Origin of the sequence: Streptococcus oralis subsp. dentisani (assembly GCF_002096335.1) — a bacterium.
Lineage (GTDB): Bacteria > Bacillota > Bacilli > Lactobacillales > Streptococcaceae > Streptococcus > Streptococcus oralis_Z.
In genome coordinates this window covers 75036-87837 of sequence record NZ_NCUW01000027.1, presented here as the reverse complement: position 1 = coordinate 87837, position 12802 = coordinate 75036, and the positions used below count along the sequence as shown (strand labels likewise).

Annotated in this window: 15 protein-coding genes; 2 read left to right on the top strand and 13 right to left on the bottom strand. The window is 41.3% G+C overall.

What is annotated here, in order from left to right; translation table 11 throughout:
* Window positions 1-3 precede the first annotated feature (3 nt).
* The 10 genes from B7709_RS03025 to B7709_RS02980 form a co-directional block, all read right to left on the bottom strand.
* Window positions 4-1740, bottom strand: coding sequence for an ABC transporter ATP-binding protein (locus tag B7709_RS03025; RefSeq protein ID WP_084971551.1), 1737 nt, complete (start codon window positions 1738-1740; stop codon window positions 4-6).
* 178 nt (window positions 1741-1918) lie between these two features.
* Window positions 1919-2677 carry a triose-phosphate isomerase gene (gene tpiA / locus B7709_RS03020; protein ID WP_000087893.1) on the bottom strand — a complete coding sequence of 253 codons (759 nt, stop codon included), beginning with the start codon at window positions 2675-2677 and terminating at the stop codon, window positions 1919-1921.
* 96 nt (window positions 2678-2773) lie between these two features.
* Entirely contained in the window at window positions 2774-3451 is a 678-nt protein-coding gene (locus tag B7709_RS03015; RefSeq protein ID WP_084971549.1) for a DnaD domain-containing protein, read from the bottom strand.
* A gap of 8 nt (window positions 3452-3459) precedes the next feature.
* On the bottom strand, window positions 3460-4404 hold the full coding sequence (gene metA / locus B7709_RS03010; protein ID WP_084971547.1) for a homoserine O-acetyltransferase MetA: 945 nt from the start codon (window positions 4402-4404) through the stop codon (window positions 3460-3462).
* Window positions 4405-4585: 181 nt separating this feature from the next.
* A complete protein-coding gene (locus B7709_RS03005; RefSeq protein ID WP_061587700.1) occupies window positions 4586-5098 on the bottom strand; it encodes an adenine phosphoribosyltransferase in 513 nt (170 codons plus the stop codon).
* A gap of 176 nt (window positions 5099-5274) precedes the next feature.
* Window positions 5275-5964 (bottom strand): 50S ribosomal protein L1, encoded by a 690-nt coding sequence (gene rplA / locus B7709_RS03000; protein ID WP_001085675.1) that lies wholly within the window; start codon window positions 5962-5964, stop codon window positions 5275-5277.
* 97 nt (window positions 5965-6061) lie between these two features.
* The gene (rplK, locus tag B7709_RS02995) at window positions 6062-6487 is read right to left on the bottom strand and encodes a 50S ribosomal protein L11 (protein ID WP_001085808.1); all 426 of its coding nucleotides are present in this window, start codon (window positions 6485-6487) and stop codon (window positions 6062-6064) included.
* Between the two features lie 122 nt (window positions 6488-6609).
* The gene (gene ldcB / locus B7709_RS02990) at window positions 6610-7326 is read right to left on the bottom strand and encodes an LD-carboxypeptidase LdcB/DacB (RefSeq protein ID WP_084971545.1); all 717 of its coding nucleotides are present in this window, start codon (window positions 7324-7326) and stop codon (window positions 6610-6612) included.
* A 17-nt stretch (window positions 7327-7343) separates the two neighbouring features.
* The gene (locus B7709_RS02985; protein ID WP_084971543.1) at window positions 7344-7805 is read right to left on the bottom strand and encodes an HIT family protein; all 462 of its coding nucleotides are present in this window, start codon (window positions 7803-7805) and stop codon (window positions 7344-7346) included.
* A gap of 1 nt (window position 7806) precedes the next feature.
* Complete coding sequence (locus tag B7709_RS02980; RefSeq protein WP_084971541.1) at window positions 7807-8844, bottom strand: M42 family metallopeptidase; 1038 nt, start codon at window positions 8842-8844, stop codon at window positions 7807-7809.
* Window positions 8845-8983: 139 nt separating this feature from the next.
* Between B7709_RS02980 and B7709_RS02975 the strand changes: the two genes are divergently transcribed.
* Both B7709_RS02975 and B7709_RS02970 read left to right on the top strand, forming a co-directional pair.
* Window positions 8984-9535: a DUF1307 domain-containing protein gene (locus tag B7709_RS02975; RefSeq protein WP_084971539.1), complete on the top strand. Its 552-nt coding sequence runs from the start codon at window positions 8984-8986 to the stop codon at window positions 9533-9535.
* Window positions 9536-9793: 258 nt separating this feature from the next.
* Window positions 9794-10345 (top strand): DUF1307 domain-containing protein, encoded by a 552-nt coding sequence (locus tag B7709_RS02970; protein ID WP_084971538.1) that lies wholly within the window; start codon window positions 9794-9796, stop codon window positions 10343-10345.
* A 48-nt stretch (window positions 10346-10393) separates the two neighbouring features.
* Here B7709_RS02970 and brnQ read toward each other — a convergent pair whose 3' ends face one another.
* From brnQ to B7709_RS02955, 3 genes are all read right to left on the bottom strand, one after another.
* The gene (gene brnQ, locus B7709_RS02965; protein WP_162279147.1) at window positions 10394-11719 is read right to left on the bottom strand and encodes a branched-chain amino acid transport system II carrier protein; all 1326 of its coding nucleotides are present in this window, start codon (window positions 11717-11719) and stop codon (window positions 10394-10396) included.
* Between the two features lie 184 nt (window positions 11720-11903).
* A complete protein-coding gene (locus B7709_RS02960) occupies window positions 11904-12191 on the bottom strand; it encodes a rhodanese-like domain-containing protein (RefSeq protein ID WP_084971536.1) in 288 nt (95 codons plus the stop codon).
* On the bottom strand, window positions 12188-12778 hold the full coding sequence (locus tag B7709_RS02955) for a uracil-DNA glycosylase family protein (RefSeq protein WP_049549960.1): 591 nt from the start codon (window positions 12776-12778) through the stop codon (window positions 12188-12190). Before B7709_RS02955 ends, B7709_RS02960 begins: the two co-directional genes overlap by 4 nt.
* Between the last annotated feature and the right edge of the window lie 24 nt (window positions 12779-12802).

Here is a 12802-nt window from a genome sequence, read left to right as displayed (position 1 = left end):
CTCCTATTCTTCTGTTAGAGATGCATTTTTCAACTGCGACTCAGCAATTTCACGATAGATGTCATTTGTCTTCATCAATTCCTCATGTCGACCGCGACCTACGATTTCTCCCTTATCAAGAACGATAATCTGGTCCGCGTCCATAATGGTCCCGACACGTTGAGCAACGATTAAGACTGTTGCATTTTGAGTGACTTCCTTGAGACGACGGCGTAGAATGGCATCTGTGCGATAATCCAAGGCTGAGAAAGAATCATCAAAAATATAGATATCAGGATTCTTTATAACCGCTCTGGCAATTGAAAGGCGCTGTTTCTGTCCCCCAGAAAGGTTGCTTCCGCCTTCAGCTAGATGAGTCGCAAATCCTTCTTCTCGACTTTCAATAAAATCTCTAGCTTGCGCCACATCTGCCGCCTGATTTAAGTCTGCAGAACTAGCGTCTTCTTTCCCATAGCGAATATTCTCAGCGATGGTTCCTGTAAAGAGTAAAGCCTTCTGTGGAATAAAACCAATCTTTTGACGAAGAGACTTAAGTCGATAATCCCTCACATCGACACCATCAACTTTGATTTTCCCAAGGGTAACATCGTAAAAACGGGGAATCAATTGCACAAGAGAGGACTTACCAGATCCGGTCGAACCGATAAAGGCAATGGTTTCACCCGGTTTGGCACAGAACGAAATATTGTGCAAAACAGGACTTTCCGTCTCCCCTGGATAAGCAAAGGTGACATTTTCAAATTCCAAATAGCCGTGAGTTTCAGTTTCTCTGATACCTCCTTCATTTGGATCAATAGAAATCGGCATCTCCATGACTTCTTTCAAGCGCTCACTCGAAACCGCTGTACGAGGGTACATGGTAAAGAGGCTAGATAAAAAAAGGAAGGACAAGAGGGCGTGGAAACTATATTCGATAAAGGCCACCAGATCCCCAATTTGAAGAGAACCTTGTTTGATAGGATCCAGAGCAAACCAGACAATAGCCACAATCATGGCAATAATAATCTGAACAAACAAGGGTTCTGTCAAGCCAGTTAGTTTAAACAGACGATTGGAATTAGCTGCATAGACCGCATTTTGCCCTGCAAAGCGTTCCTCTTGAAACTCCTCACGGGCAAAGGCACGAATGACACGGAGCCCCATCAGATTTTCTCTAGCGTATTGATTGATCTTGTCTAAGGTAGCCTGCTGTTTCTCTGACAAAGGGCGAGTCTTGACAGCCACATAAATAACCACCACAGCCAAGAAAGGTACTGCAAAAGCTACTATCCAAGCTAATGACGGGCTGGTCAAAAAGATCATTAAAATACTAGACAACATCATCATGGGAGTAATGACACCCAGTTTTAAGGTCTGTTCTGCAAACTGCATGAGAACAAAGGCATCACTGGTGATACGAGTAACCAGTGAAGATACTCCTATCTTTTCATATTCATGATGAGAATACTCTTGTAATTTGGCATAGAGATCATCCCTCATATCCTTGACCATATTGGTCGTCAGCTTACTAGCTGCGTAGGCCAAGACTATACGCCCTAAGGTTCCACATAGGATAATCACCAGCATAATAGCGGCCCAAACATACAATTGATATTCATTCCCTTTATTCACACCTTCATCAATCATCCGAGCCAGAACTGTTGGCAGTCCAAGATTGACGATAACAAAGAAAATAGCGCCAAAGAAATCCAAGAATAACCACTTGGGATATTTTTTCAAATAAGACCAAATATAGAGCATAACTCCTCCTTTCATAACTTTTTAATACAGAAAAGAGCGCGCTTCTGCACGCCTTTCCTTCCCTAAGGAACTTTCCTAATCTGAAAAAATTCCTTTTCATAAGAATGCTCCAAGTAAAAATAAGACAGGCAGTCAAAGTCACCTAGTACTTTTGACTGTCTGTCTGGAAAAACCTAGATTATTTTACAAAGTCAAGCAAGGCCAAGAAGCTTTCAGCTTCAAGTGACGCACCACCAACAAGGGCACCGTCAACGTCTGGGCAAGCCATGTATGAAGCAACGTTTTCAGGTTTAACTGAACCACCGTATTGAACACGAACTTTGTCCGCAACTTCTTGACCAAAGTCAGCCGCTACAACGTCACGTACAACTTTACACATTTTTTGTGCGTCGTCTTGTGAAGCTGATTTACCAGTACCGATAGCCCAGATTGGCTCATAAGCGATAACTGATGCAGCAACTTGCTCAGCAGTTAATCCTGCAAGAGCAGCAGATACTTGAGCACCTACGAATTCAGCCGCTTTACCAGCTTCGTAAGTTTCAAGTGACTCACCACAACAGATGATTGGAAGCATACCATTTGCAAAGATTGCTTTTGCTTTTTTGTTGATGTCTTCGTCAGTTTCATGGAAGTAGTCACGGCGTTCTGAATGACCGATAACAACGTAGTCTGTACCGATTTCTTTCAAAACTTGTGGGCTTGTTTCACCAGTGAAAGCACCTGCATTTTCAAAGTAGCAGTTTTGAGCAGCAACTTTAAGGTTTGAACCTTTTGCAGCAGCAAGCACAGTTGTCAAATCAAGAGCTGGAGCTGCGATACCTGCTTCAACAAGGTCTGATGAAGGAAGTTTTGAGGCAACGGCTTCAACGAATGCTTTTGCTTCTTCTGGATTTTTGTTCATTTTCCAGTTACCAGCGATAAATGGTTTACGTGACATTTCACATACCTCTTTTTTCATTTTATTTTCTATTATTTTATCATATTTATAAGGAGCTTGCAAACCTTACTCTAATTTTCAAGACTTTTCAAGCGACTAATCTTGCCACAAATTCATGGCCTCGAGAAAATCAGCCGAAGCTTGAACTTGTTTAGGATTGTTCGCTTCTCTCTCAGCTCGTTTAGCCTCCACCTGTGCTACAGATTGGATACCTTCATGGCGCCAATTCCGGAGAATCGCCTGAATGTACTTCCAATTTGGTTTGCCATTTAGAACGGCTTCTCGAAGTGCTTCTTTAATCAAATCTGCCTTGATCCCGTCTTCTTTGACAGTCTTGGAAAGATCTTCGATTTCAAACGGCGTTAGCAAGCGTCCTAATTCCTGCTGAAACGTCTCAACCAGATCCTTCAATTGATTTTGTGGATTTGGGGTAGTTGCAGCTGGAGTCTGGCTGTCCAACAAGTTATCCAAGCGTTCAAAGGCCAAACTAGCATCAAAAATAAGCTCGATTTCCCCATTTAGTTCAATCGTTCGATATTGTAGTAGCCCATTTTCAGTCAAGTTTGAAATGGATTGGTTGACATCTGCAAGTTCTTTTCCAATAGTTTCTGCAATTTGGCTTGGCGATAGCTCATCCAAAGCAGATGTATTTTGCAGATAAAAAAATTGCCAGACGAGAAAATCATCACTAGAAGGAAAGAGTTCCTTAAAATGCAAGAGCAGGGCACTTGGTAAAACCAAGTTCCCTGATTTAAAAGCGTCAAAATATGTCATAATTCCTCTTATAAATATCCAAATGAAGCTGCGTCATCCTCTACCTTTTTCCAGTCAAAGGGGGTTTCCTGATAAACAGCATAGTTAACCCAATTACTGAAAAAGAGGGCAGCTGATGAAGACCAACAAAGACACGGTTTCTCATTCACATCATCATTTTTGAAGTAATTTTCTGGAATGTGAGGATTAAGTCCTGCCTCACAATCACGAAAATACTCTTTTGCTAGAGTATCACGGTCATATTCTAAATGACCAAAACTATAAATCTCACGAAGATCCCGACTGGCTAAAATAGAAACGCCGACTTGTTCTCCCTCAGAGAGGATTTCCAGATTGGTTTTTCCTAATATCTCTTCCTTATAGATTTCTGTATAACGAGAATGGGGAGCTACATAGCTATCATCAAAACCACGAAAGAGAAGATGGCCCTCTTTCAAGGTATCCTGCGGGTAAATGCCTGACAATTTCTGCTCCATCTGGTGTTTATCAACTCCATAGCGAGCATAAAGACCTGCTTGGGCACCCCAGCAGATATGAAGGGTCGAATAGACATGGGTCTTGGACCACTCAAGCACCTGACTGAATTCCTCCCAATAGTCCACTTCCTCAAATGGTAAATGCTCAATCGGAGCCCCTGTGATAATCATCCCATCAAAATACTCGTCCTTGACTTCAGGAAAAGTTTTATAAAAAGTCTCCATATGCTCTGCACGAGTCGTCTTGGAACGATGTGTTTCCATATATAAGAAATCAATATCCAATTGCAAAGGGGTATTAGCCAAATGCCGTAAGAGTTGCGTTTCTGTTACCATCTTTTGAGGCATGAGGTTTAAAATCAAAATTTTCAAGGGACGGATATCTTGGTGGGCCGCACGTTGATCATCCATGACAAAGATATTCTCTGTCCGTAAAATCTCAACAGCTGGCAATTTTTTATCAATTCTAATCGGCATAACCTTCTCCTAACTGTACTCTTTTAGAAATAATTGAATGTGTTTGAAGTCAAATCTCAAACACTTAGTCCTTTTATTATACTGCAAGAAGATATAGTTTTCAATTATAGTTTTTCTCTAACTAGCTATAGTTTGTTTATATAGCAGATGAAGAGAAAACAGCCCCAAGGACTGTTTTTCATTAATAATGCATAAGTACCTTGTAATCGTAGTTACCGATTTTTTCACGGCCTTTAAGCTCATCAAGTTCAATCAAGAAAGCACAACCTGCTACAACTCCACCAAGTCTTTCAATCATTTCAATGGTTGCCTTGACGGTTCCACCTGTCGCCAAGAGGTCGTCTACAATGAGAACGCGTTGACCTGGTTTAATGGCATCCGCGTGCATGGTCAAGGTATCAATACCGTACTCTTTTTCATAGTCAGCAGAAATGACTTCACGTGGCAATTTCCCTGGTTTACGAACAGGTGCAAAGCCAATTCCCAACTCAAAAGCAACCGGACAGCCAACAATAAATCCGCGAGCCTCTGGCCCCACAATCATGTCGATTTTCTTGTCCGTTGCATACTGAACGATTTCACGAACAGCATAGCTATAAGCATTTCCATCTGCCATCAAAGGGCTGATATCACGGAAGGTGATGCCTTCCTTGGGATAATTTTCAATCGTTGCGATATAATCTTTTAAATTCATCTTTTTCTTTCTTTCAAAGTTTTTTACTCTCTATTATACCATATTTTCTGTGAAAGAAGAAGAGGAAAAGCACTATTCTCTTGCTCCATCAGGCTACTAATGGACTTATTTCCCCTGGAGTGAACTTATCATCAAAAAAACGAGCACATTGGTACTCGTTTTTAAAAATCTGTTAATTAAAGTGAGTTTACGTCAACCTTGATACCAACACCTTGAGTAGTTGTGATTGTCAAGTTTGTTACGTAAGTTCCTTTAGCTGTAGCTGGTTTTGCTTTTTGGATTGTTTCGTTGAATGCTTTAAAGTTTTCAACCAATTTTTCAGCTTCAAATGATACTTTACCGATGATTGCTTGAACGTTACCTGCACGGTCAGCACGGTAAGTAATTTTACCACCTTTAGACTCTTCAACTGCTTTAGCAACATCCATTGTTACAGTACCAGTTTTAGGGTTTGGCATCAAGTTACGTGGTCCAAGGACACGTCCAAGACGTCCAACAAGAGCCATCATGTCAGGTGTAGCGATAACTACGTCGAAGTCCAACCAACCGTCGTTGATTTTCGCAACAAGGTCATCTTCACCAACGAAGTCTGCACCAGCAGCTTTTGCTTCTTCAGCTTTTGCACCACGTGCGAAAACAAGAACGCGTGAAGTTTTACCAGTACCGTTTGGCAATACCATTGCGCCACGGATTTGTTGGTCAGCTTTTTTAACGTCGATGTTCAAGTTGTAAGCAACTTCTACAGTTGCGTCAAATTTTGCAAAGTTAGTTTCTTTTGCAAGTGCTACAGCTTCTTCTACGCTGTACGCTTTTGTGCTGTCGATTTTCTCAAGTGCAGCACGAAGTTGTTTGCTTTTTTTAGCCATTTTCTATTCTCCTTGTAAGTGGTTCAATCGATTTTCATCTCCCACGTCACTTCTCGAAATGATGAAGTCTTGCGGGTTATATTGGGGGTGTTATTGATTAGTCAACAACAGTGAATCCCATAGAACGAGCAGTACCTTCGATCATACGCATTGCAGACTCAATGTTTGCTGCGTTCAAATCTGGCATCTTAGTTTCTGCAATTTCTTGTACTTGTGCACGAGTAACTGTAGCAACTTTAGTTTTGTTAGGTGTACCTGATCCTTTTTCAACACCCGCAGCTTTTTTCAAAAGAACAGCAGCTGGTGGTGTTTTTGTAACGAAAGTAAATGATTTGTCTTCGTATACTGAGATAACAACTGGAATGATCATACCAGCTTGGTCAGCTGTACGAGCGTTGAACTCTTTTGTGAATCCCATGATGTTGATACCAGCTTGACCAAGAGCAGGTCCAACTGGTGGAGCTGGTGTAGCTTTACCAGCAGGGATTTGCAATTTTACAAGTTTTTCGACTTTTTTAGCCATTTTTAAATCCTCCTTTGTGGTTTTGGCGGTAATTAGAGATTTTTACCTCCCACAAGTATGCTTTACACATACCTTTCCATTATACACTATTTATCTAAAAATGCAAGAGAAAACTTTCGTTTTTAATCGACGTAATCTCCGCCTTCAAAGCCATAGTACTCTTCCAAACTGAGACCACTTGCAGCAATTTCTTTGGCTTCTTTTCCAACGTAGCGGAGATGCCATTCTTCTGCCATGTAGCCAGTCTCTTTTTCCTTGCCTTTGAGATAGCGAACGACAAAGCCATAGTCAGCCGCATGATCCAAGAGCCACTGAGCCGCCTTCTCCTCTGTTACTAATTCTCCGTTAGTCCCAATCAAATCAAAAGCAAGACCCGTTTGGTGTTCACTATAACCTGGTCGAGCTGAGTAGCGATCTGCTGCTTCCTTACCGTCTTGATTGACATAGTCTTGATAAAGTTTGGTTTGAGTTTCATAACTTCTAAAACCACTGTAGTGGTCACTGATTGGGTAGCCCTCGGCCTGCATGGCTGCGATTAGCTTGAGTAACTCCGCTTTTGCTGTTGGATTTTCTCCTGGATTATAGTCTTTTGACAAAGGATAGTGCTTATTAGCTACGACGATTTCATCGTATTTCCCTTGAATACTATAGTAGTCTCCCTTATTAACAACTTGTGCCTTTTTCTGACTAGAAGATTGAGATTTGCTCCCTACAGTTCCTTCAGGTTGACTAGTTTGTTCTGTTTTTTGAGTATTTTCTTCATTTTTAGGTTTTTCTTGAGAACAAGCTGCAAGGGTCAATGCTAGTAAACCCGATAAAATGACATATCTTTTTTTCACTTCTTTCTTCCTTTCTCTTAGGCTAAATGCTTCTCCAATTCTTGGGATAAGGCTTTAATCATCTCTTCCAGCTCTGGGGATTGTACTTGGCAATCTTCTGCTGCCATTTCTTCCCAGGGCACCCACCAGACTGGGCCACGGCCATTAAGTCCGTGACCTTTCATATCACCTGACCGCCTTGGAAATAGGTGCCAGTGAGCGTGGGCATCGCCATTTCCTAGAAGTTCAATATTCATCTTTTCAGCCTTAAATGCTTTGGCGACTGCTTCTTGGACCAAACTCATTTCCTCTAAAAAGTGAAGTTTTACAGGATTCTCCATATGATGGAGTTCTGTGATATGCTCTTTTGCTAAAAATAAGGTATAGCCCTTAAAGTATTGGTGGTCTCCAATAACCACATAGCCTGTTTCTAGTTCTTTGACAAAGTAGGGATTTTTCCCTGCCTTGATCCATTCAATTCTTTGACAAATCAAGCACATATTAGTCTACCAATGCGCTCTTGAGATAGGCATCAACCATACGCTCAGTCGCTACTACTGAATCGATATGGGTGCGCTCATAAGAATGACTGGACTCGATACCAGCTCCAAGGAGGGCGTGCTTGACCTCTGCACCTGCTGACATAGCTGCTGAAGCATCCGAACCGTAAAATGGATAGATATCCAGCTTAAATGGAATATCTTGCTCTTTAGCCAAGGCTACCAAATGTTGACGGAATTCAAAGTGATAAGGACCTGAAGCGTCCTTGACACAGATAGACACTGTGTACTCATCCGTCTGCTGGTCATCCCCCATTGCACCCATATCTACAGCTAGATACTCCACTACTTGAGCAGGAATATTGGAGTTAGCACCGTGTCCCACTTCTTCAAAGACTGAAAAAGCAAAATGGGTTGTTACTGGCAAGTCAATTCCTTCTTCTTTATAAACTCGAAGGAGATTGAGCAAAATTGCTGCGCTGACCTTGTCATCCAAGTGGCGAGACTTGATAAAACCAGTTTCCGTCACAACTGTTCGCGGATCAAAGCTGATGAAGTCACCAACTTCAATGCCCAAGGCGCGGGTTTCTTTTTCATTGGTCACTTTTTCATCCAAACGAACTTCCATATTGTCCTGCGTACGTTCTGCAGTTCCTGCATCTTTGTAGACATGGCAAGATGTCTGGTGGATGAGGATCGTTCCAGATACCGTTTTACCTGTACTAGCCACATGAACGGTACAATTCTCACCTTCAATCATGTTCCAAGGAAAACCACCGATACGGTCCAATTTGAGACGACCATCTAGCTTGACTGCACGCACAATGGCTCCAAGTGTGTCTACATGGGCAGTTACATAGCGATGTTGTTCGTCATTTTGACCTTTGATTGTTACATTGACACCACCCTTAGCTGTGCGAACAGGCTTGTAACCAAGCTCTTCTAAAGTATGGACTAGGTAGTCTGAAATCTCACGAGTAAAACCCGTTGGGGATGCAATAGCGGTTAGTTCTTTGATATAGTTTATAGTCTGATTCATTTCTTCACCTCTTTCCTACCATTATAACATTTTTCTAGTCAGACTCCTTATCAAAAGGAGAAAAACTGTGTTTAGTTGCTTTCACTATCGATCCATGTTATAATACGAATACTTTGATTATGAAAGGAAAGTAAAAAATATGAAATCATACTTTAAAGTATCACTAGCCCTTGTGGCTTCACTTGTCCTCCTGCTCGGATGCTCTAAACAAGTATCAGCACCTACTAGTAACAGTGCCAAGGAAGATAAAACTGCTCAGTCAAGCGAGACTAAGCAAAGCACTGAACAATCTTCTGAGAAGAAAGAAACAGCCAAGACACATACTTTTGTCAACAAAAGCAATCCTGGAATCACTTCTACCTTGGTTTATACTGTAGAAGGCGACAATGTTACCAAGCAAACCGCTCAGAATGTTGCAGATCCTGAAATCCTTGGTGCAACTCCAGAAGATGTCAAGAGTTTTATTGAAGAAAAGTACAAAGGTTATAATGGACTCAAAGGTGTTAAACAAACCATTGAAATCAAAGATGGAAAAGTTGTTCAAGATCTAGAAGTTGATTTCTCAGTTGCAAGCATTAGCGAACTTAGAAAAGCACTTCCTGAAGAATATTCTGGTATCGGCAATCGTGTCAGTTTCTCAAACTCTAAAAAAGCACTAGAGAAAATGGGATTCACTGAAAAGACGAACTAATCCCCTAAAATTTCATATAGACTAGTGTAGGACCACCCCAAAAGTTAGACACAGCTCTAACTCTTGGGGTATTTTACTATATCCCTAACCGATGAATCCAAAAGCTCCCTCTCAATCCCATAAATAGATACAAAACTCTAATCGCCAGACTAGTTTCTGTTCATTGTCATGTCAGGTCAGATGAGAGGGGAGGTCTAGTTGATTTTGTAGTAGAATCATGTTATAATACAAAATAATTTGATTATGAAAGGAAATTCTATGAAAACTTATGTTAAAACTTCACTAGTCCTAGTGGCTTCTCTTGTTCTCCTACTCGGATGTTCCAAACAAGCATCAACACCTGCTAACAGCAGTACCAAAGAAGACACAACAACTCAATCAAGCGAGACCAAACAAAGTAGCCAACAATCATCTAAAAAGAAAGATGAGACAACTACCCACACATTTGTCCACAATAGCAAACCTGGAATCACTTCTACCTTGACTTATACTGTAAAGGGGGATGACGTTGTAAAACAAACTGTTCATAATGTATTTGACCCTGAAAAACTAAATAATACCGCAGAAGGTATTAAGGAAATTGTTGACGACACTTATAAAGGTTATGAAGGAATCAAAGGGGTAACACAAAAAGTCGTAATCCAAGACGAAAAAGTTATCCAAAACATCGAAGTTGACATGACTGTCGCAAGTCTGGACGAGCTGAAAAAAGCAATGCCAAACGAATATTCTGGTATTGGAAACCGTGTTAGCTTTGCTGCTTCGAAAAAAATGCTTAAAGAGGCTGGTTATACCGAACAAACCAATTAATGCCCCGTTCTCATACAAAAAATTCTTGGTCGTTGACCAAGAATTTTTTTATTCCATCTCAAAAACATCACTCTCTTGTTTGTTTGGTAGAACCAGTGAAAGCAAGATTCCGATAATAGCTGGCACTAGCCATGGAAGAGAGGCTGACGCCAACGGAAGGGCATTAACCAGATTTTCTAGAAATTCAATCTTAAAGGAACTTCCAAGGACGCTTGCAAGAGCAATCGCTGTAACAAGCCCAATGGTTAGCTGCATGCCCGGTTTTGATAGGGCGACAAACTTGTTAACAATCACGATCATCACAATGGCGATGGTGATTGGGTACAAGATTACCAGTACCGGAACTGAGTACTTGATGATTGCATCCAGACCAAGATTTGCAATAGCAAAACCAATCAAGGTAAAGGCAGTTGCATAGACCTTGTAGCTGATTTGTGGGAAACGTCCATTAAAGAACTCAGCTGTTGAAACAATTAAGCCAACTGTCGTTGTGAAGCAGGTGACAGTTACCATAACAGCAAGGAAGAGTTGAGCTGTTGAACCAAAGATTTCCTGAGTTGCTTGCGACAAGATATAAACGCCTGGTGTTCCACCCTTCATCGCTTCTGCTGGTACTGGGAAGTGATTTCCAAGGAATCCTAGACCAATATAGAGAGCGCTAAATGCAAGAGCTACCACAATACCAACAACCCAAATAGTTGAAATGTATTCTTTCTTACTTGAGAATCCAAGTTGTTTCAAGGTTTGAACGGCAATCACACTGAAGGCCACTGAGGCAAGGGCATCCAAGGTGTTATAGCCTTCTAGGAAACCTGTTCCAAAAGCAGAGGTTTGATAGGCTTCTGAAGCCACTTGAGGGCTTGTTCCACCATATTTAAAGGCACCTAGTACAACTAAGATAACGATCAACAAAGCAAAAACTGGTGTCAAGATACGTCCGATACGATCCAAAATTTTTGATGGATTGAGTGAAATCAGATAGGCTGCTGCAAAATACAACACAGTAAAGATAATCAATCCTAGACCTTTATTTGCTTCAGACAAGAGGGGGCTGATGCCGACCTCATAAGCTGTTGTTGCTGTACGTGGGATAGCAAAGAATGGGCCAATCGATAGATAGAGGACTGCAAGATAAAGCGTCGCAAACCAAGGTGAGATTTTCTTAGAAATCTCATGAATGTATCCTTTGGGATTGAGCGTACCGATGATGAGCGTTAGGACAGCGATCCCGACACCCGAAAATACAAAACCTGCAATGGCAGGAAGAAACTGTTCTCCAGATAGGGCACCTAGAGAAGGTGGAAAAATCAAGTTCCCCGCACCAAAAAATATTCCAAACAGGAGCAAGCCTGTTAGGGCACCTTTTTTAGCCATAAAAATCTCCTTCATATTTATAAAATACTGACCTAGTATACCATGATTAAAACTTTGAAAAAAGTATCCAAAATTAATCATTGAATGTTTTCAATATTTTAAAAAATAAGAATTATCTAAAAACAAAATCCCTCACTCAGATGGAACCGAGCAAGGGAAGGTCAGGATCTATCACCATATAGGTTTAAAGTTCTTCAAATGCTGTCATTCCACCTTGCACATTAATGATCTTGTATCCCTGTTCCTCTAGAAATTGACAAGCACGAGCTGATCTCATCCCAGATTTACAAATGGCATAATGCAACTGGTCCTTGTCCAACTTTTCATAGATATCAGTCAATTGACTAAGTGGTAGGTTCTGAGCACCTTCTAAATGAAGCGTCTCGAACTCTTCTACTTCTCTCACGTCCACTAGAGAAAGTTGCTCATTTTGATAAAGCTGGTAAAAATCGTTAAAAGTAATTTCTTTCATTTTGTTTCTCCAAGAATCTTTTGAATTCTTTTTTTCAAATCTGGCACCACTTCTGACTCAAACCAAGGATTCTTAGCCATCCAGATTTGATTTCGTGGTGAGGGGTGCACCAGAGGGAAAAATTCTGGTAGATAGTCTTTGTAGCGTTTTACCCGCTCTGTTACCTTGCCACTAACCTTCTCATGAAGATAATAGGCCTGGGCATATTGTCCAATCAAAAGGGTCAATTCAATATTTGGACATTCCTTGAGGAGTTGTGGGTGCCATTTTTCGGCAAAGCCTTTACGGGGGGGAAGGTCGCCCGATTTTCCATGTCCTGGGAAATAAAAGTCTATGGGAATAACTGCAAACAAGCCCGAATTGTAAAAGGTGTCTTCATCCACACCTAGCCACTCACGCAAGCGATCGCCACTCTTATCCTTCCAATAAATCCCAGCTTCTTGCGTTTTAAGCCCAGGAGCCTGACCGACAATATTGATGCGGGCAGTTTTTGGCGCCGCAAAGAGAGGTTCGATTCCACGTTCTGTATAGCTGGTATTTTGCGGATCCGCCATAATGGCTTGCTTGATTCTTTCGATTTGAGACATCTGTTTTCCCTCCAAAAAGAAGTC

Excerpts from the sequence above, each read along its gene's own strand:
- rplA (WP_001085675.1), bottom strand. The coding sequence starts at position 5,964 with ATGGCTAAAAAAAGCAAACAACTTCGTGCTGCACTTGAGAAAATCGAC.
- B7709_RS03005 (WP_061587700.1), bottom strand. The coding sequence starts at position 5,098 with ATGAATTTAAAAGATTATATCGCAACGATTGAAAATTATCCCAAGGAA.
- B7709_RS02980 (WP_084971541.1), bottom strand. The coding sequence starts at position 8,844 with ATGAATCAGACTATAAACTATATCAAAGAACTAACCGCTATTGCATCC.
- B7709_RS02975 (WP_084971539.1), top strand. The coding sequence starts at position 8,984 with ATGAAATCATACTTTAAAGTATCACTAGCCCTTGTGGCTTCACTTGTC.
- metA (WP_084971547.1), bottom strand. The coding sequence starts at position 4,404 with ATGCCGATTAGAATTGATAAAAAATTGCCAGCTGTTGAGATTTTACGG.
- B7709_RS02955 (WP_049549960.1), bottom strand. The coding sequence starts at position 12,778 with ATGTCTCAAATCGAAAGAATCAAGCAAGCCATTATGGCGGATCCGCAA.
- B7709_RS02985 (WP_084971543.1), bottom strand. The coding sequence starts at position 7,805 with ATGTGCTTGATTTGTCAAAGAATTGAATGGATCAAGGCAGGGAAAAAT.
- B7709_RS02970 (WP_084971538.1), top strand. The coding sequence starts at position 9,794 with ATGAAAACTTATGTTAAAACTTCACTAGTCCTAGTGGCTTCTCTTGTT.
- B7709_RS03025 (WP_084971551.1), bottom strand. The coding sequence starts at position 1,740 with ATGCTCTATATTTGGTCTTATTTGAAAAAATATCCCAAGTGGTTATTC.
- B7709_RS03015 (WP_084971549.1), bottom strand. The coding sequence starts at position 3,451 with ATGACATATTTTGACGCTTTTAAATCAGGGAACTTGGTTTTACCAAGT.
- brnQ (WP_162279147.1), bottom strand. The coding sequence starts at position 11,719 with ATGGCTAAAAAAGGTGCCCTAACAGGCTTGCTCCTGTTTGGAATATTT.
- rplK (WP_001085808.1), bottom strand. The coding sequence starts at position 6,487 with ATGGCTAAAAAAGTCGAAAAACTTGTAAAATTGCAAATCCCTGCTGGT.
- B7709_RS02960 (WP_084971536.1), bottom strand. The coding sequence starts at position 12,191 with ATGAAAGAAATTACTTTTAACGATTTTTACCAGCTTTATCAAAATGAG.
- tpiA (WP_000087893.1), bottom strand. The coding sequence starts at position 2,677 with ATGTCACGTAAACCATTTATCGCTGGTAACTGGAAAATGAACAAAAAT.